Genomic DNA, 20,891 nt, shown 5'->3' on the forward strand with positions numbered 1-20,891 from the left:
AGAAAACCTGTCGAAGAGAATTAGCGCCGGTTGGCGAGCGGAACGACGTTGTGCAACGTTTCGATGCCGCTTTCAAGGAAGCGACGCACGCCGCGCGCGGCCTGCCTGATCCGCTGCTCGTTTTCCACCATGGCGATGCGGACATATCCTTCACCATGCTCGCCGAAGCCGACGCCGGGCGACACCGCGACGCCGGATTTTTCCACCATCAGGGTCGCGAACTGCATGCTGCCGACGCTGCGGAACGCTTCCGGCAGCGGCACCCAGGCGAACATCGAGGCTTCCGGCGGCGGAATCTCCCAGCCGGCGCGGCCGAACGATTCCACCAGCGCATCGCGGCGCTTGCGGTAGGTGTCGCGCATCTCCTTGATGCAATCGTCGGGGCCGTTCAGCGCGGCGGTCGCGGCGACCTGCACCGGCGTGAAGGCGCCGTAGTCGAGATAGGATTTGACGCGGGCGAGCGCCGCGATCACGCGCTCATTGCCGACCGCAAAGCCCATGCGCCAGCCGGCCATCGAATAGGTCTTCGACATCGAGGTGAACTCGACGGTGACGTCGATCGCGCCGGGCACCTGGAGCACCGAGGGCGGCGGGTTGTTCTCGTCGAAATAGACCTCGGCATAGGCGAGATCGGACAGGATCAGAATCTCGTGCTTCTTCGCGAAGGCGACGAGGTCCTTGTAGAAGTCGAGGCTCGCGACATAGGCGGTCGGGTTCGAGGGGTAGCAGACCACGAGCGCCAGCGGCTTCGGGATCGAATGCACGATCGCCCGTTCCACCGCCTCGAAGAACTGCGGCGTCGGCTCGGAGGGCACCGAGCGGATCACGCCGCCCGCCATCAAAAAGCCGAAGGCGTGAATCGGGTAGCTCGGGTTGGGGCAGAGGATGACGTCGCCCGGCGCGGTGATCGCCTGCGCCACGTTGGCAAAGCCCTCCTTCGAGCCCAGCGTCGCCACCACCTGGGTGTCGGGGTTGAGCTTCACGCCGAAGCGGCGGGCGTAGTAGCCGGCCTGAGCCCTGCGCAAGCCAGGGATGCCGCGGGAGGCCGAATAGCGGTCGGTGCGCGGCTTGCCGAGCGTCTCCTTGAGCTTCTCCAGCACGTGCGGCGGTGCCGGCAGGTCCGGATTGCCCATGCCGAGGTCGATGATGTCGGCGCCGGCGTTCCGCGCGGCCGCCTTGGCCCGGTTGACCTGCTCGAACACGTAAGGCGGAAGGCGGCGGATGCGGTAAAACTCTTCCATGGCTCTCTGGGCTCCGGGCACCCGGTCAGGACAGAATCGACAGGCTGGGACGGCCGTTCGAAGACGAGCCGCCCCTTTCGCGAAAATTACTCAAAATCAAATGCTTAGAGTAATTTTCGACGACGGAGGCTGAAGTCGTTCGCCCTGACTCTCGGCTGAACTGAGGTCTTTTTAGCACGGCAAGGCGGTCGCGCCAGCGATTACCTTGCACCGCCTCATTTGGCGTCCTTGGCGGCGACCGCCTGGCGGTCGCGCGCAGCCGCAAGCTCGGCCTCGATCTTGGCGCGCTGGTCCGGCGGAATGACCGCCTGATCGCGCTCCGGCGGCAGATCATGCACCGGCAAATAGCTGCCGGGCTCCCGGGGATGCGCCTGCGCATCCGCAGGCGTCATATCCGCGAGCTGACTCGAACAGCCGCCCAGCGCGAACGCCACGCTCAGCAGCGCGCCACCGATCAGCAGCGACTTTTGCAGGTCCCTCAACGCCAACACTTGGGAAAATCCCCTACTCGTCCCAAAGCACGGCCCCGGGCAACCTTACCCAAGACCACGCCCAAGCTCAAACCATTGCTGCCCAAATGGTGCGAGCGAGAAAACAGCCCGGGACCACCAAACCGAGCGGTGCGGCTCGATTGTGACGGAACCAAGAAAATTTGTCGCAGTGCAACACATCTTCGAGAGTGTTTAACGTCAAACATGCGAGCTTCGCGGTGACGAATACGGAATGAATCGTTACTGTTCTGCCCATGAGTATGGCCACGACCGACACGCCCAAACCCGAGACGAAGTTCGATGCGGAAGCCTTCGCGATGAATGTCGCGCGGGCGATGGAGAGCGGCGGCAAGGCGCTGGCCGCCTTCCTCAAGCCGCGCGAGAGCGGCGAGGTGCAGGACCGTCCGCCGGCCGAGCTTGCCGAAGTCGTCAAGACCTTCACCTCGGTCGCCGAATATTGGCTGTCGGACACGTCCCGCTCTTCCGATCTCCAGACCAAGCTCGCCAAGGACTATCTCGACCTCTGGGGTTCGGCGGCGCGCCGCATGGCCGGTCAGGAGGCCCCGCCCGCGATCGCGCCCTCGCCGCGCGACAAGCGCTTTGCCGACCCGGAATGGAAGTCGAACCAGTTCTTCGATTTCGTGATGCAGCTCTATCTGCTCACGACCAAATGGGCGCAGGAGCTGGTGCGTGACGCCGACGGGCTTGATCCGCAGACGCGCCGCAAGGCGGAGTTCTACGTCCAGCAGGTCACCAACGCGCTGTCGCCCTCGAATTTCGTGCTGACCAATCCGGAGGTGCTGCGCGAGACGGTGGCGAGCAGCGGCGAAAATCTCGCGCGCGGCCTGAAGATGCTGGCGGAGGACATCGCCGCCGGCAAGGGCATGCTGAAGATCCGCCAGTCCAACCCGGACAATCTCGTCGTCGGCGTCAACATGGCGACGACGCCGGGCAAGGTGATCTACCAGAACGAGATGATGCAGCTCATCCAGTATTCTCCGACCACGGAGAACGTGCTGCGCACCCCGCTCCTGATCGTGCCGCCCTGGATCAACAAGTTCTACATCCTCGATCTCAAGCCGGAGAAATCCTACATCAAGTGGTGCGTCGATCAGGGCATCACCGTGTTCGTGATCTCATGGGTCAATCCCGACAAGCGGCTCGGCAACAAGAGCTGGGAAGACTACATGAAGGAAGGCCCGCTCACGGCAATGGACGTGATCGAGAAGGTCACCGGCGAGATGAAGGTGCACACCGCCGGCTATTGCGTCGGCGGCACGATGCTCGCGACCACGCTGGCCTGGCTCGCCGAGAAGCGCCGCCAGCGCGTGTCGTCCGCCACGTTCTTCGCGGCGCAGGTGGACTTCACCCATGCCGGCGATCTCCTCGTGTTCGTCGACGAGGATCAGATCGCATCGCTCGAGCAGGACATGAAGACCGCCGGCGTGCTCGAAGGCTCGAAGATGGCGATGGCCTTCAACATGCTGCGCTCCAACGATCTGATCTGGTCCTATGTCGTCAGCAACTATTTGAAGGGCCAGCAGCCGAGCGCGTTCGACCTGTTGCACTGGAATTCGGATGCGACGCGCATGACCGCGTCGAACCATTCCTATTACCTGCGCAATTGCTATCTGGAGAACCGGCTGTCGACCGGCACGATGGTGCTCGACAACACGCTGCTCGATCTCTCCAAGGTCAAGGTGCCCGTCTACAACCTCGCCACCCGCGAGGACCACATCGCGCCGGCCGAGTCGGTGCTGTACGGCTCGCAGTTCTTCGGTGGCCCGGTGAAATACGTGCTGTCCGGCTCGGGCCACATCGCCGGCGTGGTCAACCCGCCCGCCTCGAACAAGTACCAGTACTGGACCAACGACAACATCAAGGACGTCAACGTCGCCGAGTGGATGAAGGGCGCGGTCGAGCACAAGGGCTCGTGGTGGCCGGACTGGCGGCAATGGCTGGGCGAGCTCGATCCCGAGGAAGTCCCGGCGCGCGCAGTCGGCAGCGAGGCGCTCCCCCCGATCGAGGATGCGCCCGGCAGCTATGTCAGGGTTCGCGCATAGCGGAATCTCCTGCGCTTGTATAAGCTCGCCTTCAGCACTGCGACGAGAGAGGGGACGCACCATGACGCGCGAATTGTTCTGGCTGACACTGACGGTGATCCTGACCGGGATCCTCTGGATTCCCTACACCATCAACCGCTGCCAGGTTCGAGGTCTCAGTGGCGCGCTGGCCAATCCCTCGCGCGGCGACAAGCCGCAGTCGGAATGGGCGAACCGGCTGATGTTCGCGCATGACAACGCCGTCGAGAACCTCGTGCTCTTCGCACCGCTGGTGCTGATCCTGAACGCGATCGACTATTCCACGAAATGGACCGTGCTCGCCTGCGCCATCTATTTCTGGTCGCGCGTCGCACATCTGATCGTCTACGCGATGGGAATCCCGGTGTTCCGCACGCTGGCCTTCACCGTCGGCTTCCTCGCGCAGGCCGTGCTGGCACTGGCGATCTTCAAGGTGGTTTGAAGGCCTCCGGGCGGGCGGCAATGCGGCGCAATGCATAGCGAAGCCAGTCGGGATTTCCTCCAATTCCACGACCTCGGCGCGGACACGATCCTGTCGATCATCGACCGGACGCAGGTCCTGGCGAAGGCCTGGCACGACCGTGCCATGCCTCAGAGCCTCGCCGGCAAGCGCGTGGCCGTTATCGCTGACGACGGTGGATGGCGGAATACGACCGCCTTCGATCTTGGCGTGAAGGCCATGGGAGGCATCTGCGTCCAGCCCCCGGTCAGGTTCAACGTCCGTGAGACAACGGCTGATCTCGCCAAATACCTCGACAACTGGTTCGACATCCTGATCGTGCGCACCCCCGAATTGTCGACCTTGCACGAGCTTGCGTCGAACGCGACCGCGCCGGTCGTCAATGCGAGAACGCGATCGAACCATCCCTGCGAGACGCTGGGCGATCTCGCTTATGTCAAGAGCAGGCGCGGAACGCTCGAAGGCTTGAAGGTCGTTGGCGTGGCCCCCGATGCCAACATCCTCCGCTCCTGGGTTGAAGCGTCCATCGCCTTGCCGGTCAAGGTCACCCAGGCCTATCCGGTGGATTGGCATATCCGCGACATCGCAAGTCCGGGATTCTCCGTCAGTACCGATCTGGACGCATTGTACGATGCGGACGTGATCATCACGGACTGCTGGCCCGGCGGAGCGCATGACGAGCAACTCGGAAGCTACCGGATATCTGCCTCGCTCCTCGACAAATGCCGCCCGGATGCGATTTTCCTCCCCTGCCCGCCGTCACCAGGGGCGAGGAAGTCACGGCCGACGCGATGAGCCACTGCACTTGCCAGAGCACGGCGGCGAAGGCGTACCTTCTGCACGCGCAAAACGCGCTGCTGGAATGGACCGCAGCGTAGTTGGCGCCGGCGATCTTCAGGACGTCCGAACGATCAGGATGCAACCTTGCGAACGACGAGATTCAGCATGTTGGCGGGCGTCTCGTCGAAACTCTGGATCACGTTGGTGTCGGATGACAGCGTGATCCACGGACCTGCGCTGGCGTAAGTCGTCTCGAGCCAATCTCGCGGCGGATAGTTGTAGTAGCGCCCGAGGCTGTCCCTGCCGTCGCCCTCACCCATCTTGTAGCTGGCGTAGAACACGCCTGATGGCCTGAGCGCACGATGAATCCGCGCAAGAATGCCGGCGAGCTCGTTGCGCGGCACATGCAGAAGACAGGCGCTCGCCCAGACGCCGTCATAGGCATCGTGCGCATCCAGTTCGTCGAACCGCATCGCCTCGACGGGATGACCGAGTCGCTGCGAGGCGATCTCTGCCATTTCGGGCGAGCCGTCGGTCGCACGCACCGAAAAACCTTCGGCCAGCATCACCGCCGAATGATTGCCGGCGCCGCAGCCGAGCTCGAGGATCGCGCCTGCGGGCGGCAGCAAAGCGAGAAAGCCGCCCAGCCGCGCCGAGGGCGCCTTTGCCCACCCGGCATAGGCCTCGGCATTCTGCCGATAGAATTGCAGCGTGGGCTCGTCCATGGCGTCACTCGCAGCGACCGATCACGCGGCCTCGAACCGGCACTCAATACTTCGCGACGACCGGCGAGTTGAAGTGATAGTTGAGGCCGGTGCGGAAGATGTGCTCGGTGACCGAGCGCGTCGTCGTTGCCGGCACCGCGCCGATGATGAAATTGTCCGCCCGCGTGCCGAGATCGACATAGAGATATTCGGTCTTGGTCGTCCAGTTCGGCCCGAGCAATCCGAGCAGCGTGAACGGGCTCTCGATGCCCGCGCCTGCCGTCCAGCCGCTCTTCGTCGAGTCGAACGTGGTCGTGACAATGCCGACGAACGAATTCGTCGTGACCTTGGTCTTGACGTCACCGTAGGCGTAGCCGCCGGTGACGTAGAACAGGGTCGATCCGACCGAATAGCCGAAGCGGCCGCGGACGGTGCCCAACCACGGCAAGGTGGCGTCGTAGGCCGCAAGGACGCCGCCAGCGGCAGGCCCGCCGCAGGTCAAAACGCAGGTCTTGTTGTCTTTCTGGCTTGATCCCTGGAAATCCGTCTCGACACCAAACACCCAGTTGGCCACCTGCCAGTTATAGCCGGCCTGAGCGCCGCCGATGATGCCGTCAGGCGCGAGATTGAATGCGTCCGCGAAAGGACCGATGGGCACGTTCAGAGAGCTTCGGTCCCGGCCGGTTGCCGATCCCAAATTGCCGCCCAGATAGAACCCGGCCCAATTGGCCGCGACCACCGGCTGGTAGTTCGACGACCCGCCAATCCGGTAGTTCAGGCCCGCGCGAAAGATGTTCTGCTTCACCTCGGTCAGGAGGTTGGTGGCACCCACCGCCGCGGCTCCAACGTCGGTGCGGTTGCCGAGGTTGAGATAGAGATATTCGATCTTCCCGGTCCAATTGCCGCCCAAGGCTGCCTCGACGCCGCTGCCGATGGTCCATCCCACCTGGGTGCGGTCCGACGTGAATGTCGGGAGCGCGACACCGGCGACCGTCTGAGAAACGGTGTCCTTGACGCCTCCGTAGGCGAGGCCACCCGTCACGTAGGCCAGCACCGGACCATTCGCCAAGCCGACACGCCCACGCGCGGTACCGAACCAATCGAGCTTCTGGCCGTAGCTCGTGAAGCCGAGACCGCCAAAGTTAGTGTTGGTACGGTCATCCTTGAGCCCGCTGCCCTGAATGTCGGCTTCGACGCCGAAGACGAGTGGGCCCAGCACGGAACTTGTCTGCCAGTTGTATCCGACCTGCGCGCCGCCAATCAGGCCCTGGGGCTGGAGGTAGAACGAATAAGGAGCCCCGAACCCAAACGGGTCATTCAGCGTGCGGTTGCGCCCGACGCCACCGCCGACGTTGACGCCGACATAGAAGCCTGTCCAGTCGTACACGGCGGCCAGGGGTGGCGCCTTGGTGTAGCGTCTGGGGGCAAGATCAGCTGCGAAGACTGGGCCAACACCGAGCGTCACGACGGACGCCGTCGCCAGTAGAATTCTCTTCATTGCCATTCCGAACCCCAAATGCCTACCCACCGAATTGCGAGTGAGTCAGTAGACGCAACGTGCTTTGGGGCACACAAAATGGCTGTAGCGGGCGCGACACACTCGCACCAATTTTGGCGCGGATGAATGAAGCTCCTAGCGGTCATGCCCGGGCTTGTCCCGGCCATCCACGTTCTTCCTCGATCGCGGCAACGCGTGGATGGCCGGGACAAGCCCGGCCATGACGCCTCGCGAGAGCAGCGGCTACTCCTCCGGCAATCCCAGCATCAGGCGCATGTTCTGCACGGCCGCGCCCGAGGCGCCCTTGCCGAGATTGTCGAGCCGCGCGACCAGCACGGCCTGGTGATATTTGTCGCTGGCGAAGACGTAGAGCTCGAGCATGTTGGTCTCGTTCAGCGCCTCCGGCTCGAGCCGGCCGCCCTTGGTCGCCTCGTTCTGGAGCGGCATCACCGAGACGTATGTCGAGCCGGCGTAGCGTTTTGCCAGCGCAGCCTGGAGATCGGCACCGCTGGGCTTGCCCGGCAGCATGTCGAGCTGGAGCGGCACCGAGACCAGCATGCCCTGCCGGTAGTTGCCGACCGAGGGGATGAAGATCGGCCGCCGCGTCAGGTTCGAATAGAGCTGCATCTCCGGCAGATGTTTGTGCTCGAAGCCGAGGCCATAGAGCTCGAAGGACGGCGCGCTGCCGTCTTCAAAACTCGCGATCATCGACTTGCCGCCGCCGGAATAGCCGCTCACCGCGTTCACCGTGACGGGATAGTCTGATGGCAGCAGCCCGGCATCGACGATCGGCCGCAACAGCGCGATCGCACCGGTCGGATAGCAGCCGGGATTGGAGACCTTCTTCGCGGCCTTGATCCTGGCGGGCTGATCCGGCGTCAGCTCCGGAAAGCCGTAGGCCCAGTCGGGCGCAACCCGGTAGGCGGTCGAGGCGTCCAGCACCTTCGGGCCCGACGGCCCCATGCTGTCGATGAGCGCAACCGTCTCCTTGGCGGCCTCGTCGGGCAGGCAGAGGATGACGAGATCGACCTCCTCCATCAGCGCCTTCTTCGCCGCGGGATCCTTGCGCTTGTCGTCGGCGATCGTCTTCACGACAACGTCGCTCTGGAGCTTCAGCCGCTCGTTGATGCCGAGCCCGGTGGTGCCGGAGCCGCCGTCGACGAAGACGGTGGCGGGCTTGGTGGCAGCGCCCGCCTTCGGGGCCTGTTTGGTTTCAGTAAGGCTCATGGCACGCTCCTTTCGAGCTTGTTGGTTTCGGCCGCGAAGGCTTCCGGCCTCACGTCCTGCATCAGTTGCGCGATCTGTCTGGCGTCGGCGGCGGGTTGCGCACCGAGCGCGTTGGCGATCGCCGTATAGTCGGCGTCCGATTTGTGCTGGTTGAGCTTGAAGCTGCCCTCGACCTCTTCAACCGTCATCACCAGGCCCACGATCCCCTTCTTCATTGCTTCAAGCCGGCCCGCCGTCATCTTGCCCGACGTCCACGGCTTCTTCGGCAGCAGCCAGCTCTCGAACTTGTCGCTGAGCGTATCGATCTGCACCGACAGCTCGTCATCCGACAGGAGCCGCACCGGCCCGGTCAGATGCACCGACTGGTAGAGCCAGGTCGGCACCTGGTCCGGCGAGACGTACCAGTCCGGCGATACATAGGCATCAGGGCCGTTGACCACGAGCAGCCAGGAGGTCGCGCCGTCCGCAAGCTTTAGCAGCGGATTGTGACGGGCGACATGAAAGGCGGCCTGCGGCGTGCCGTCGGCGGCATAGGTCAGGTAAAACGGCAGCGGCGAGGCGAGCGGCTTGTGGCCGTCGAAGGCGCACATGGTGCCGAAGCCGCGCTCGCCCGCGAATTTCAGGCTCGCGGCGCGGTCCTGCTTGAAAAAGGGTGGGATGTACATCGTGGTCTCCTGCTGGGCCTCCTTGGGGGCCGCCGGATCAGATCGCGCTGACAGGAGAGAGGATGCCGCGGATCGGGTCCAGCGGCAAAGACGATGATCTCAAACGCGATCGACCGCCCAAACCGCTAAAGAGCGGCGGCGGCGACGGGCGAACAGGATGGTCGCGGCGTTGATCATGGCGCGCGGCTATAAGGCCAGATCTGGTTCCCGTCAAGGCGACCGTTGTCGTTCCGGGGCGATGCCACCGGGTCCAGCCTTCGGCCGGCCCGATGACAGGCTCCGCATCGAACTGGGGTGCGCCCTCGCGCACCCGAGAATCTCGCGCCGCAACTTCGAGATTCCGGGTTCGCTCGCTTTGCGAGCGCCCCGGAATGACTACGATTAGATCACGCGCCAGATCCATTCCATCAGCTTGGCGATCACGTCGCCAAACAGCAGCAGCGCCGCCGACCAGACCAGCGCCGAGACGAAATTGGCGACCTGGAAGCTCCAATAGGGCATCTCAAAAATGCCGGCGGCGAGCGGCACGGAGGCGCGCAAGGGGCCGAAGAACCGGCCGATGAAGATGCTGGGCACGCCCCAGCTGCGCACGAAGGCCTCGCCCCTGGGCAGGAGTTCCGGGTAACGCGAGAGCGGCCACATCTGCGCGACCTTCTCCTTGTAGCGGTAGCCGAACCAATAGGAGACCCAGTCGCCGAGCGCCGCGCCGATGCCGCCGGCAATCCACACCGGATAGAAGCTGATGCCGCTCACCCCGATGAGAGCGCCGATCGCCACCAATGCGCCCCAGGCCGGGATCAGCAGCGAGATGAAGGCGAGCGACTCCCCGAACGCCAGCAGGAAGACGATCGGAGCCGCCCAAGCCTCGTGTGCGCGCACGAAGTCGGCCAGTGCGTGCGCAAACTGCTCCATGCCAGAATAGCCTTCCCGCCCCGTCTCAAGGTCCTGTTCAGTGAAAAAGACTGGTAAGCCAGGGACTTGTGTGACATCAAGTCACAAAGCCCGGCTGAGCGTGGACCTCGCTGTCAAATTGCCGGCAACTGAGCGACCCGCGGCGTAAAATCGCCGGGATTAGCTCCCAACCCCTGCGCCGGCCGGCCCTGCGGTGACCTTTCCAGGCCAGCCGTGTCATAGTCGCCCGAACCGATTCGCCGCCAGCGCGGCCCTCAAAACACATCAAGATTCATGTCCAAGCAGTTGAAACCCAAAGCAAAAGACGACTTTTTCGGTGGCGACGAGCCAAAGCCCCGCGCCGCCAAGGCGGCGCCACGCGCGGGCGGCGCGGAAGCCGATTACACCGCGGCGGACATCGAGGTGCTCGAAGGCCTGGAACCGGTGCGGCGCCGGCCCGGCATGTATATCGGCGGAACCGACGAGAAGGCGCTGCATCACCTGTTCGCCGAAGTCATCGACAACTCGATGGACGAGGCGCTGGCCGGGCACGCGACCTTCATCGGCGTCGAACTCAGCGCGGACGGCTTTCTCACCGTCACTGACAACGGTCGCGGCATCCCGATCGATCCGCATCCGAAGTTCCCGAAGAAGTCGGCACTCGAAGTCATCATGTGCACGCTGCACTCGGGCGGTAAGTTCGACAGCAAGGTCTACGAGACCTCGGGCGGCCTGCACGGCGTCGGCATCTCCGTGGTGAACGCCCTCTCCTCCCTTCTCGAGGTCGAGGTCGCGCGCAGCCAGAAACTCTACCGCATGACGTTCGAGCGCGGGCACCCCAAGGGCAAGCTCGAGGATCTCGGCAAGATCAACAACCGCCGCGGCACGCGCGTGCGCTTCAAGCCCGATACCGACATCTTCGGCGCCAAGGCCGCGTTCAAGCCGCAGCGCCTGTTCAAGATGACGCGTTCCAAGGCCTATCTGTTCGGCGGCGTCGAGATCCGCTGGAACTGCGCGCCCGAGCTGCTCAAGGGCATCGAGGACGTGCCAGCGGAAGCGACGTTCCACTTCCCCGGCGGGTTGAAGGATTATCTCGCCGCCGCGATCCACGCCGACACGCTGGTGCATCCCGACATCTTCTCCGGCAAGTCGGGCCGCAACGGCGCGCATGGCGCCTGCGAATGGGCGGTCGCCTGGACCGCGGATGCCGACGGCTTCCTCTCCTCCTACACCAACACGGTGCCGACGCCCGATGGCGGCACGCATGAATCAGGCCTGCGCAGCGCGCTGCTGCGCGGCCTGAAGGATCACGCCGAGCGCGTCGGCCAGGGCAAGCGCGCCTCGTCCATCACGTCGGAAGACGTGATGGTGGGTGCGGCGGTGATGCTCTCGGTGTTCGTGCGCGAGCCTGAATTCCAGGGCCAGACCAAGGATCGGCTCGCCACCGCGGAAGCGCAGCGCATCGTCGAGCAGGCGATGAAGGATCCGTTCGACCATTGGCTGTCGGGCAATCCGAACCAGGCCAACAAGCTGCTCGACTTCGTGATCGACCGCGCCGAGGAGCGCCTGCGCCGCCGCCAGGAGAAAGAGACCGCGCGGAAAACCGCGGGCAAGAAGCTGCGCCTGCCCGGCAAGCTCGCCGACTGCAGCGACGCCGGCACCGAAGGCTCCGAGCTCTTCATCGTCGAGGGCGACTCGGCCGGCGGCAGCGCCAAGCAGGCACGCGACCGCAAGACCCAGGCCGTGCTGCCGCTGCGCGGCAAGATCCTCAACGTCGCCTCCGCCGGCAAGGACAAGCTGGCGGCGAACGCCCAGCTCTCCGACCTCGTGCAGGCGATCGGCTGCGGCATGCTCGCGCAGTATCGCGAAGAGGATCTGCGCTACCAGCGCATCATCATCATGACCGACGCCGACGTCGACGGCGCCCACATCGCTTCGCTGCTGATCACCTTCTTCTACCAGCAGATGCGGCCGCTGATCGACCAGGGCCACCTCTTCCTGGCGGTGCCGCCGCTCTACAAGCTCACGCACGGCTCCAAGTCGGTCTACGCCCGCGACGACGCACACAAGGAGGCGCTGATCAAGAGCGAGTTCAACGCCAACGCCAAGGTTGAGGTGAACCGCTTCAAAGGCCTCGGCGAGATGATGCCGGCGCAGCTCAAGGAGACCACCATGGATCCGGCCAAGCGGACCATGCTGAAGGTGGTCCTGCTGGCCGACGACCGCGACACCACGGCGGATTCGGTGGAGCGCCTGATGGGAACCAAGGCCGAGGCGCGCTTCGCGTTCATCTCGGACAAGGCCGAGTTTGCCAATGAGGATCTGCTGGACGTCTGACCTCGCGCGCCCCTGTCAAAAGCCCCGGCTCAAGTCCGGGGCTTTTTCATTTGTGGAGACGATACCGCCCTGTCCCGGCGCTTCATGCGCCACGCCGCCGCGGCACGCCGCACGCCAGCCCGCGACTCGGCCAGCGACTCACAGCCGCCAAGGCTGAGGCAGGACTGCCTCCGTTTCGGACAAAGCTGAATTCACTAACGAAACCTTACCCTAGTCGGCGATTTGGAAATTCCGGCAAGAAATTGAAATAACACAACTTTTTGCGGTTCGGGCGTAACCGCTTACAAACCCAACCGGCGGGCGTTTTCCGGCGAGTGTGCCTGCCCGGCAACAGCATTTCGGCGAGAACCGTCTATAGTCCGGGCATCAGATGACACGAACTTCAGTGCGCTCGCGCCTGCTACAGACCAAGGTTGGGGATTTTATCATGAAGAAGATTTTGCTGGCTCTGACCGCAGCTGCGGCGATGACCGGTTCGGCCTCGGCGGCTGACCTTGCGGCCCGTCCCTACGTGAAGGCCCCGGTGGCGGCGCCCGTCGCCAACTGGACCGGCTTCTACATCTTCGGCGGTGGCGGCGGTGGCCTGTCGAACGCTGACCAGAGCGTCGTTGATACGGTAACCGGCACGCCGTTGACGATCACGCAGCGCCAAGGTGGCTCGGGCTGGTTCGGCACCGTCGGTCTCGGCTACGACTGGCAGTTCAACAGCACCTGGGTCGCCGGTGTGTTCGCTGACGGTCAGTTCGGCAGCATCCGCGCCACGATCCAGGATCCGATCTTCGGCATCACCGGCAACCAGAAGCTGGAAGACTCCTGGGCCGCGGGCGTGCGCCTCGGCTGGCTGGTCGCCCCGAACGTTCTCTCCTACGTCAATGGCGGTTACTCCGGCGCTCACTTCGGCCAGACCAACTTCACGAACCTCGCAGGCGTGCCCGTCGGCGTTCATCTCGCCAGCTACAACCGCAACGGCTGGTTCGTCGGTGGCGGCGTCGAGAACAGCCTGAATATCTTCGGCATCACCTCGCCCGGCTGGTTCATGAAGACCGAGTATCGCTCGGCCTTCTACAATGCCAAGACCCAGACCGAGCTGCTCGACGCCGGCAACGTTCCGCTGGTCAACAGCATCCGCGCCAACAGCTGGAACCAGACGATCTCGACCTCGCTGGTCTACCGCTTCAACTGGACCGGTCCGGTCGTCGCGAAGTACTGATCCGAACGCAAGTTCAGACGTCAAAGCCCCGGCATCGTCCGGGGCTTTTTCGTTGTGCGATGCTCCCGGGGTCTAGCGGCCGATGCTTGCCTTGAGCGTCCGATACGCCTCCCCGAGCTGCTTCTCGATCCTCGTCCAGTCGGCATCGTTGATCGCCTCACCCCGCGCATCGCGAAACGCCATGGCTTCCGCCCGGGCGATGCCGAACCGTCTGATGCCGGAATCATCGGCGCTCCTGCCGTAGGTCAGCGCGGCCACGCGTGCGATGGTGAGGCCATAGTCGCGCGGAGCCACCGCTTCGCGGCGCGCCTGCCACCAGTCGAGTTCGAGACGGGCGGCCTCCTCGACGTCGAATGCCCCAGACGCGGCCGACGCAAAGTTGCGGTAGTACGCCACGAGGGCCGGCAGGGCCGCATCGGCCTCCCGGCGCGACCGCGTCGGCTGGAACGTCCTGGCGGCCTCGGCCGCGCTGAACGCGACATGCAGGCTTTGAAGCGGAGAAAAGCCGAACTGCGTCCGCGTCGATTCGTAGAGATGGTAGAACAACGCGCCATAGCGCTTGTCGTAATAGTCGCGCCACATCGCGGTCTCCAGCCGCGCCATTTCGGCCGGATCGAACGCCCGCAGATCCGCATGACGCGGAATGACGGCATAGGCCGCAACCAGCGCGGCCGCAGCCGCGATCCCCAGGATCATCTTGCGCACGAGCATGCGTCCTCTCCCGGCAGTCTTGCATCCACGGCCATTGTATCCGGACCGAAGCTACGGCTAGTCTGGCCGGAAGTTTTCGTGGCCGCGGCAAACGTTCATGCCCGTGGGCCGCGACGAAGCAGACCAACGGGGAGGAACGCATGCGCAGATTTCTGCTGATCGCAGGCCTGTTTGTCCTCGCCGTCGGGCTGCTCTGGATCGGACAGGGCACGGGCACGGTTCCCTGGCCGCGATCGAGCTTCATGGTCAACCAGCTGCAATGGGCCGGCTATGGCGCAGCCATGGCCGGTTTCGGGCTGGTCCTGATCTGGCAAAGCAACCAATAGAAGAAACCAGGAAGTGAAAGCATGACATCCAGCCGGTTCGATCTGCGCGGCAAGGTCGCGATCGTCACAGGAGGCAATGGCGGCATCGGGCTCGGCCTGGCGCACGGGCTCGCCGATGCCGGCGCCAATATCGCCGTGGTCGGGCGCAACGAAACCAAGTCGGCTGCTGCAATCGCCGATCTCGGGCAGCGCGGCGTGAAGGCGATCGCCGTCACCACCGACGTGACCGACCAGGCGGCGGTCGCAGCCATGATCGACCGCGTCGTCAAGGAGTTCGGCCGCATCGACATCCTCATCAACAATGCCGGCATGAGCATCCGCAAGCCGCCGCACGAGCTCGAGCTCGACGAGTGGAACAAGGTGATCGACACCAACCTCACCAGCGCCTTCGTGTGTTCGAAGCTGGCCTATCCGGCGCTGAAGGCGTCCGGCAACGGCAAGGTGATCAATATCGGCTCGATGATGTCGATCTTCGGCGCCAGCTTCGCGACGGCCTACGCGGCGAGCAAGGGCGGCATCGTGCAGTACACGCGCGCCTGCGCCAATGCCTGGGCGCCCGACAACATCCAGGTCAACGCGATCCTGCCCGGCTGGATCGACACCGACCTTACCCGCGGCGCGCGGCAGCAAGTGTCGGGACTGCACGAGCGCGTGCTGGCGCGCACGCCTGCGGGGCGCTGGGGCGACATCGACGACTTCGCCGGCATCGCGGTGTTCCTGGCCTCGCCCGCCTCGAACTTCGTCACGGGCACCGCGATCCCCGTCGACGGCGGGTTCTCGGTGATGGCCTGAGACGCACACGCGCTGCACGCAAAAAAGAAGCCCCGGCGATGCCGGGGCTTTAAATTTGTCAGTGATCGTCTTTTTTTGCTGCTTGGTCGTTCGTTGCTCAGTAGCGCGCGATGACCGGCGCGTCGAACTTGTAGCTCGCGCGCACGACGGCCCACTGGATGTCGCGCGGCTTGGCATCGAAGGTGTAGTTGCCCGAGGTGCCGCCGAGCTGATAGGTCTGGCTGCCGAAGGCCGCGTAGTTGTATTCGAGGCCGACGATCCAGTTGCGGGTGACGCCGTATTCCCAGCCGGCGCCGACCGTCCAGCCGTTGTGCCAATGGGTCTGACCGCCGGAGCCCGTGGACGGGTTCGCAACATTGTCGATCACCGAGAGACGATTGTTCACGCCGGCATAGCCGCCCTTGAAGTAGAACAGGTTGTTCTGCACGGCAAAGCCCGCACGGCCGACGACCGTCGCGAGCACGTTGGCGCGCCAGCTAAATTGATCGTCGAGGCCGACACCAAACACGGTGTTCGTGAACGAGCCCTTGTTGTCGAGGCCGGAGATCGTGCCTTCCATGCCGAACACGTAGTTGTTGGCCTGCCAATTGTAGCCGATCTGGGCGCCGCCCATGATGCCCGAATTGCGCTGACGGAAGCCTTGGCCCGGCGAAAGATCCGCGAACGGCGCACCGGTCCCGTTGTTGATGAACTGCTCGTTGGTCCAGGCGCCACCGATGTGGCCGCCGACATAGAAACCGGTCCAGTTGAACAGCGGCTCGGCATAGGCCGGCGCCTTCGTGTAGCGCGCACCGAGATCGGCGGCGGACGCAGCGCCGGTCGAAACCAGAGCGGTCGTGCAGGCGAAGGCGGCAATCAATTTGTTACGCATGGTACACCCCGTGTCCTTTGATGGGCGCACGCTCACACGCAGTTCTTACTCAAATTTGAATCAACAGAGTTAAGACGCCGGATTGGCAGGTTGCGGTCCGTGAATCCGTTTGCGCTGTTGCGCGCCCGCAACGCGCCGCGCGCGATTTAACGCGACGTTATCCCTACCGAATTGCAGCGCTACGATGCCGGCGCGGCCTTCGACTGCACGTGCTCGGGCCGCACGCCGAGCGCGAGCAGGCGCGCCGGAATGCCCTGGAGCCATGGCAGCGCGGTGATGAGGCGCACGATCAGCGGCACCTTCAGCGGCCGGTCGCCGCCCTGCAAGGCGCCGCTGATGATGTTGTTCTGCACGGTCACCTGCATGGCTTGCGTCACCTTCACCGGGAACTCGCGCCGGCGGCGCACGGCGTCGAGCTCATCCTCGGACGGGCAGCCGTGCCGAAGCTTGTCCGCGAGCAGGTTGGCGGTCGCGACCGCATCCTGCACGGCGAGATTGATGCCGACGCCGCCGACCGGCGACATCGCATGCGCGGCGTCGCCGATGAGCAGCAGGCCCGGCCGCGTCCAGCGCGCCAGGCGGTTGATCGCGACGGTGAGCAGCTTGACGTCGTCGAAGCTCTTCACGTCCGCAATGCCGTTTCTGAGGATCGGCGCCATCCGCACGACATCGTCGAGCAGCGCCTGCAATCCCCTCGCCTTCACCGCATCGTGCTGCCCCTTGGCGATGACATAGGCGCATTGCCAGTAGTCGCCGCGGTCGAAGGTGACCATCATCTTGCCGGGCTCGACGCGCGCGAACACGTTTTCCGTTTCGTCCGCCTTGCGGCCGGCGCGGAACCACAGCACGTCCATCGGTGCGCCGATTTCCTCGACCTCGATACCGGCGCGCTCGCGCACCGTCGAATGCCGGCCGTCGCAGGCGATGGTGAGATCCGCCTCGATGTCGATCGGTCCCTCCGGCGTCTTTGCCCGCACGCCGGCGATCGTCTCGCCGCGGCGGATCAGGTCGACGGCTTCCGTGTTCATCATCACCTTGAGCGAGGCGAAGCGCTTGCCCGCCTCGCGCAGGAAGTTCAGGAAATCCCATTGCGGCATGAAGGCGATGAACGGGTACTTCGTGTGCAGCCGGCTCAGATCGGCGATCCGCACCGGCGTACCGCCGAACAGGCCGTCCATCTTCTGCAAGCGCTGATGCGGCAGCTTCAGGAAGCCGTCGATCAGGCCGAGCTCGTCCATCACCTGGAGCGTCGAGGGATGCACGGTGTCGCCGCGAAAGTCGCGAAAGAAATCCGCATGCTTCTCCAGCACCACGACGTCGATGCCCGCGCGCCCCAGGAGGTAGCCGAGCATCATCCCGGCGGGTCCGCCGCCGACGATGCAACACCGGACTTTTACGGGCGTATCTGGTGTCACGGCAGAGTCCCCGTTTACGACTTAAGTTTTCTGTGCGGTGCAGCAAGCAGGTTTAATTTGCCGCAGCTGTGAATGCCCGTTAGCGTCGCAGCAAATTTCGATTTCTTTCAGGAAAGTGCAGTGCGGACGATCCTCATACTGCTCGGCGTCTGGATCCTGATCAACGTGCTTTTCGTCGTGATCATGATCCCGCCGCGAAAGTCGCATCCACGGCAGACCGGCACGCTTGCGCCGGTGCCCATCAACCAGAACGGCTATCCGTTCGAGGAGCAGGAGAAGCTCCTGCTGCGCCACGTCATCATCTCGATCGCGATGGGCACGTTCTTCTCGCTGGCTCCCCCCTTGATCGAAGCCGTCGAGTCCGTCAAGCGCCTCATCAGGAAGCGCCGCGCGTAGCGGCGGCGGACGCCGCCTGCTCGACACCTCAGTTGTTGCTGCGGTTCGCCGCGCGAAAACTCTTGATCTCCGACACGCTGCCGTCGCGATAGGTCAGCTCCACCGAGACGAACTGCGTCGCCGGCGCGAGCTTCATGTAGAGCGGCATGCCGGCGGTGATCGCGCTGGGGTCGCGCATGTCACACCCCGGCATCTTCAGCACCTGGTTGGGAACGGCGGTGTCGATGCCGATGCGCACCTCGCGGATGGCGCAGCGGTAGGACACGAGGTGCGTGTAGTAGACGAGCAGCCCGTTGAACTCGCGGAATGACAGCCAGCTCGTCGCCGTCATGTCCAGGATCTTGCGCTGGTCGCGGATCAGCGCGGCCTCGGGATCGAACCTGATCGGGAACGGCCCCTGCATGTCGCCGGACTGATCGACATAGCGGACCTCGATGGTGCCGGCCTGCGCATCCGGCGGCAATTCGATCGACGGGTTCGGCATCCGCTTGCGCGTGCGCGGATCGAGCGTGTCGATGAATCCGGTCTCGCGGAAATCGCCATTGCCGGCCATGCGCCAGGAAATGCCGAGCGTCGGATCGGCGAAGGAGAACACCACGCTCCAGCCGCCATTGTGGCGCGAGAAGCTCGCGATCGGCGCATTGGTGGTTTCCTCCTTCGGCACACGCGGCACCGACACCGGCGGCAGCGCCGCAAGCTTCTGCGGCGGCGGATCGGCCGGGCGTGCCGCCGCATCCTTCGCGACGCCGCTCAAGAAGACGTCGTCGACCATCTGGTCGAAATAGACCGGCACCTGCCTGTGCTTGACGGTGTCGGCCATCTCGCTGACGAGACGGCGGGTGCGCTGCGCCACCTGCACGAGGTTCTCGCCGGGTTGCAGCAGCTCCTTGGCGAAGGTGCGCGTGAACACCGAATTGGGATTGGCGTCGTCGTTGGAGAGGCGATCCAGCGCAGTCTGGCGGGGACCGGCCGAGAACACGGAGAACACGCCTTCGGGCAGCTGCGTCATCGGCGCGAGCCCGCCGGCGCCGGCGACCGCGCGGGTCCCTTTGCGCTCGAACGGATTGTTGCGGCAGGCATCGAACACCAGGATCGAGGTCCGCGCCTTCTTGTTCTGAAGGCGCTCGACGATGCGGTCCGCCAGGATGGAGGCGTCGCGCACCAGCTCTTCCTGCCCTTCCGTCGCCGCCGGCACGTCGGTCGGCAGCAGGTAGTTCTGGCCCGCGATCTCGAAACCGTGGCCGGCATAGAAGAAGAACGCGGTGTCGCCGGGCTCGATCGCCCGGTCGAACGCGAGCAGCGTCTCGGAGAATTGCTGGCGGCTCTGGTTCTCCGCGACCATCACCGAGAAGCCGAGCTGCTTCAGCGTGTCGCCCATGGTGCGGGCGTCGTTGACCGCCTTGAGCAGTTTCGGGACGTTCCTGTAGTCGTTGTTGCCGACGACGAGCGCAACGCGCTTCTCGGCATGAGCAGGAAGCGCGAAGCCGGCCAGGCTCGCCGCGAGGCCAAGGGTCGCCAGAATTCTGAAAAGCCGACGCGTCATCGAAAAATTCCCGTTGCAGAACGGCTTACCGCCGGCGCCCGTCGTACAGTCCATTGGCGATCTTCGGCCGTTGTTGTCATAGTCGGTCCAGCCATAGCGGCGGTTCAACCGGCATGGGCCACCGGTTCCATCGTCCGGGCCCTATGGCAAGAACAGCTGGAATCTGCTTTTTCTTAGGCGTAATTCCGTTCGGGGACGAGGGGCTATCGTGTATCGCTGGTGCACCGACGAGGTCGAGCCGCATGACCGCTTCGACTATTGGCGCGAGGTGCGCGCCAAGGGCCTGTTCGGCGTCACCGCCGAACTCGAGCGCGAGCGGCGCGCGGACTTCTTCGGCGAATTCTCGCTGCGCCAGCTCGGCGGCGGCGGTCTCGTCGAGCTGAAGGCCTCGCACTACACGGTCGAGCGCAGCACCTCCGACATCGCCTACGCGCCCGGCGACAGCATCTGCGTCTATCAGCAGCTCGGCAGCGGCGGCTGGTTCGGCGGCATGCGCGGAAACGACTTCGCGATCGCCAATGGCAGCTTCGCCACCAGCCATACCGACCTGCCCTACCGCACCGCGCCGCTCGGCGCCGGGGGCTTCCACCTGCGCATCCTGAAGATCCCCGTGAGCCACATCCCGGCGCAGGACAGGCGCATCCGCGAACTCGCGCCGAAGACCTTCAATGACCACGCTCTGGCGCCTCTGCTCGCGGCCTGCTTTGCCGATCTCGGCGAGGCCGCAGCTGGTGATGACGGCGCGGCCGACGCGAGCTCCCTAGTTCAAGCCTCCCTAGTTCAAGCCTCCTTAGTTCAAGCCCTGGCCCATCTGGCGCTGATCGAGCGCGGCATCGTGCGCCCCGGCAGCCGGCTCGGACAGGCTGCGCTGCGGACCGCCCGTCTCTCGCAGGCGCGGCGCCTGATCGCGCGTCACCTGGAAAACCCGGATCTGGCGCCGGCGATGGTGGCCGATCTACTCGGCGTTTCCGTGCGTCACCTGCACATGCTGTTCGAGGCCGCCGAGAAGAGCTTCTCGCAGACCGTGACCGAAGAGCGCCTGAAGAGAAGCCGCCGCCTGCTGCGCGAGACGCCGGAGCGGCTGATCGCCGACATCGCGACCTCCTGCGGCTTCGAGAGCCTGGCGACCTATTACCGGGTCTTCAACGCCGCCTATGGCATGGCCCCCGGCGACTTCCGGGCCCGGGGGTCCGAAGGGCGCTATCAGGAGGAATTCGCTCTGCTCGGCTCGCGCTCCACGCGGGAACCATGA

19 protein-coding genes and 1 pseudogene are annotated in these 20,891 nt (G+C 64.6%); 9 read left to right on the top strand and 11 right to left on the bottom strand.

The genetic code is table 11. From position 1 onward, the window contains the following. Window positions 1-20 precede the first annotated feature (20 nt). The gene (locus tag XI09_RS16760) at window positions 21-1,241 is read right to left on the bottom strand and encodes an LL-diaminopimelate aminotransferase (protein ID WP_271567800.1); all 1,221 of its coding nucleotides are present in this window, start codon (window positions 1,239-1,241) and stop codon (window positions 21-23) included. A gap of 215 nt (window positions 1,242-1,456) precedes the next feature. Next, entirely contained in the window at window positions 1,457-1,732 is a 276-nt protein-coding gene (locus XI09_RS16765; RefSeq protein WP_049823187.1) for a hypothetical protein, read from the bottom strand. Between the two features lie 254 nt (window positions 1,733-1,986). On the opposite strand from XI09_RS16765, the gene XI09_RS16770 reads away from it, so the two are divergent. The 3 genes and pseudogenes from XI09_RS16770 (at window position 1,987) to XI09_RS16780 (ending at window position 5,151) form a co-directional block, all read left to right on the top strand. After that, window positions 1,987-3,795 (top strand): PHA/PHB synthase family protein, encoded by a 1,809-nt coding sequence (locus tag XI09_RS16770; protein ID WP_271567801.1) that lies wholly within the window; start codon window positions 1,987-1,989, stop codon window positions 3,793-3,795. A gap of 61 nt (window positions 3,796-3,856) precedes the next feature. After that, entirely contained in the window at window positions 3,857-4,255 is a 399-nt protein-coding gene (locus tag XI09_RS16775; protein WP_271567802.1) for an MAPEG family protein, read from the top strand. Window positions 4,256-4,285: 30 nt separating this feature from the next. Beyond that, window positions 4,286-5,151 (top strand): annotated as a pseudogene (locus XI09_RS16780) (ornithine carbamoyltransferase). Window positions 5,152-5,184: 33 nt separating this feature from the next. Here XI09_RS16780 and XI09_RS16785 read toward each other — a convergent pair. The 5 genes from XI09_RS16785 to XI09_RS16805 all read right to left on the bottom strand — a co-directional run bounded on the left by XI09_RS16785 (window position 5,185) and on the right by XI09_RS16805 (window position 10,059). After that, a complete protein-coding gene (locus tag XI09_RS16785) occupies window positions 5,185-5,778 on the bottom strand; it encodes a class I SAM-dependent methyltransferase (RefSeq protein WP_271567803.1) in 594 nt (197 codons plus the stop codon). Window positions 5,779-5,821: 43 nt separating this feature from the next. Further along, window positions 5,822-7,255 (bottom strand): outer membrane protein, encoded by a 1,434-nt coding sequence (locus XI09_RS16790; protein ID WP_271567804.1) that lies wholly within the window; start codon window positions 7,253-7,255, stop codon window positions 5,822-5,824. Between the two features lie 243 nt (window positions 7,256-7,498). After that, window positions 7,499-8,482 carry an N-acetyl-gamma-glutamyl-phosphate reductase gene (gene argC, locus XI09_RS16795; protein ID WP_271567805.1) on the bottom strand — a complete coding sequence of 328 codons (984 nt, stop codon included), beginning with the start codon at window positions 8,480-8,482 and terminating at the stop codon, window positions 7,499-7,501. Beyond that, window positions 8,479-9,147: an FMN-binding negative transcriptional regulator gene (locus XI09_RS16800; protein ID WP_271567806.1), complete on the bottom strand. Its 669-nt coding sequence runs from the start codon at window positions 9,145-9,147 to the stop codon at window positions 8,479-8,481. The genes argC and XI09_RS16800 overlap by 4 nt, the downstream gene beginning before the upstream one ends. A 381-nt stretch (window positions 9,148-9,528) precedes the next feature. Next, window positions 9,529-10,059: a DedA family protein gene (locus XI09_RS16805; RefSeq protein WP_271567807.1), complete on the bottom strand. Its 531-nt coding sequence runs from the start codon at window positions 10,057-10,059 to the stop codon at window positions 9,529-9,531. A gap of 273 nt (window positions 10,060-10,332) precedes the next feature. Here XI09_RS16805 and parE point away from each other — a divergent pair, with 273 nt between their 5' ends. Next, window positions 10,333-12,375 (top strand): DNA topoisomerase IV subunit B, encoded by a 2,043-nt coding sequence (parE, locus tag XI09_RS16810; RefSeq protein WP_271567808.1) that lies wholly within the window; start codon window positions 10,333-10,335, stop codon window positions 12,373-12,375. 427 nt (window positions 12,376-12,802) lie between these two features. Beyond that, complete coding sequence (locus XI09_RS16815; RefSeq protein ID WP_271567809.1) at window positions 12,803-13,585, top strand: outer membrane protein; 783 nt, start codon at window positions 12,803-12,805, stop codon at window positions 13,583-13,585. 72 nt (window positions 13,586-13,657) lie between these two features. On the opposite strand, the gene XI09_RS16820 is transcribed toward XI09_RS16815, so the two are convergent. Beyond that, window positions 13,658-14,296 carry a hypothetical protein gene (locus tag XI09_RS16820; protein WP_271567810.1) on the bottom strand — a complete coding sequence of 213 codons (639 nt, stop codon included), beginning with the start codon at window positions 14,294-14,296 and terminating at the stop codon, window positions 13,658-13,660. A 140-nt stretch (window positions 14,297-14,436) separates the two neighbouring features. Between XI09_RS16820 and XI09_RS16825 the strand changes: the two genes are divergently transcribed. Next, the gene (locus XI09_RS16825; RefSeq protein WP_027542625.1) at window positions 14,437-14,622 is read left to right on the top strand and encodes a hypothetical protein; all 186 of its coding nucleotides are present in this window, start codon (window positions 14,437-14,439) and stop codon (window positions 14,620-14,622) included. A gap of 21 nt (window positions 14,623-14,643) precedes the next feature. Next, a complete protein-coding gene (locus tag XI09_RS16830) occupies window positions 14,644-15,414 on the top strand; it encodes an SDR family NAD(P)-dependent oxidoreductase (protein ID WP_271567811.1) in 771 nt (256 codons plus the stop codon). 97 nt (window positions 15,415-15,511) lie between these two features. On the opposite strand, the gene XI09_RS16835 is transcribed toward XI09_RS16830, so the two are convergent. Together XI09_RS16835 and XI09_RS16840 are read right to left on the bottom strand one after the other, a co-directional pair. Continuing rightward, window positions 15,512-16,285 (bottom strand): outer membrane protein, encoded by a 774-nt coding sequence (locus XI09_RS16835; protein WP_271567812.1) that lies wholly within the window; start codon window positions 16,283-16,285, stop codon window positions 15,512-15,514. 179 nt (window positions 16,286-16,464) lie between these two features. Continuing rightward, complete coding sequence (locus XI09_RS16840; protein WP_271567813.1) at window positions 16,465-17,700, bottom strand: FAD-dependent oxidoreductase; 1,236 nt, start codon at window positions 17,698-17,700, stop codon at window positions 16,465-16,467. Between the two features lie 120 nt (window positions 17,701-17,820). On the opposite strand from XI09_RS16840, the gene XI09_RS16845 reads away from it, so the two are divergent. Next, window positions 17,821-18,096 carry a hypothetical protein gene (locus tag XI09_RS16845; RefSeq protein WP_271567814.1) on the top strand — a complete coding sequence of 92 codons (276 nt, stop codon included), beginning with the start codon at window positions 17,821-17,823 and terminating at the stop codon, window positions 18,094-18,096. A gap of 28 nt (window positions 18,097-18,124) precedes the next feature. Here XI09_RS16845 and XI09_RS16850 read toward each other — a convergent pair whose 3' ends face one another. Then, window positions 18,125-19,639, bottom strand: coding sequence for a caspase family protein (locus XI09_RS16850; RefSeq protein WP_271567815.1), 1,515 nt, complete (start codon window positions 19,637-19,639; stop codon window positions 18,125-18,127). Between the two features lie 208 nt (window positions 19,640-19,847). Here XI09_RS16850 and XI09_RS16855 point away from each other — a divergent pair, with 208 nt between their 5' ends. After that, window positions 19,848-20,891, top strand: coding sequence for a helix-turn-helix transcriptional regulator (locus XI09_RS16855; RefSeq protein WP_271567816.1), 1,044 nt, complete (start codon window positions 19,848-19,850; stop codon window positions 20,889-20,891).

This window comes from Bradyrhizobium sp. CCBAU 11386, from assembly GCF_028128955.1.
Lineage (GTDB): Bacteria > Pseudomonadota > Alphaproteobacteria > Rhizobiales > Xanthobacteraceae > Bradyrhizobium.

What these genes read in the sequence shown, in the direction of transcription:
- XI09_RS16775 (WP_271567802.1), top strand. Translation starts at nt 3,857, where the DNA reads ATGACGCGCGAATTGTTCTGGCTGACACTGACGGTGATCCTGACCGGG.
- XI09_RS16835 (WP_271567812.1), bottom strand. Translation starts at nt 16,285, where the DNA reads ATGCGTAACAAATTGATTGCCGCCTTCGCCTGCACGACCGCTCTGGTT.
- XI09_RS16830 (WP_271567811.1), top strand. Translation starts at nt 14,644, where the DNA reads ATGACATCCAGCCGGTTCGATCTGCGCGGCAAGGTCGCGATCGTCACA.
- XI09_RS16770 (WP_271567801.1), top strand. Translation starts at nt 1,987, where the DNA reads ATGAGTATGGCCACGACCGACACGCCCAAACCCGAGACGAAGTTCGAT.
- XI09_RS16850 (WP_271567815.1), bottom strand. Translation starts at nt 19,639, where the DNA reads ATGACGCGTCGGCTTTTCAGAATTCTGGCGACCCTTGGCCTCGCGGCG.
- XI09_RS16800 (WP_271567806.1), bottom strand. Translation starts at nt 9,147, where the DNA reads ATGTACATCCCACCCTTTTTCAAGCAGGACCGCGCCGCGAGCCTGAAA.
- XI09_RS16805 (WP_271567807.1), bottom strand. Translation starts at nt 10,059, where the DNA reads ATGGAGCAGTTTGCGCACGCACTGGCCGACTTCGTGCGCGCACACGAG.
- XI09_RS16785 (WP_271567803.1), bottom strand. Translation starts at nt 5,778, where the DNA reads ATGGACGAGCCCACGCTGCAATTCTATCGGCAGAATGCCGAGGCCTAT.
- parE (WP_271567808.1), top strand. Translation starts at nt 10,333, where the DNA reads ATGTCCAAGCAGTTGAAACCCAAAGCAAAAGACGACTTTTTCGGTGGC.
- XI09_RS16820 (WP_271567810.1), bottom strand. Translation starts at nt 14,296, where the DNA reads ATGCTCGTGCGCAAGATGATCCTGGGGATCGCGGCTGCGGCCGCGCTG.
- XI09_RS16790 (WP_271567804.1), bottom strand. Translation starts at nt 7,255, where the DNA reads ATGAAGAGAATTCTACTGGCGACGGCGTCCGTCGTGACGCTCGGTGTT.
- XI09_RS16760 (WP_271567800.1), bottom strand. Translation starts at nt 1,241, where the DNA reads ATGGAAGAGTTTTACCGCATCCGCCGCCTTCCGCCTTACGTGTTCGAG.
- argC (WP_271567805.1), bottom strand. Translation starts at nt 8,482, where the DNA reads ATGAGCCTTACTGAAACCAAACAGGCCCCGAAGGCGGGCGCTGCCACC.
- XI09_RS16815 (WP_271567809.1), top strand. Translation starts at nt 12,803, where the DNA reads ATGAAGAAGATTTTGCTGGCTCTGACCGCAGCTGCGGCGATGACCGGT.
- XI09_RS16825 (WP_027542625.1), top strand. Translation starts at nt 14,437, where the DNA reads ATGCGCAGATTTCTGCTGATCGCAGGCCTGTTTGTCCTCGCCGTCGGG.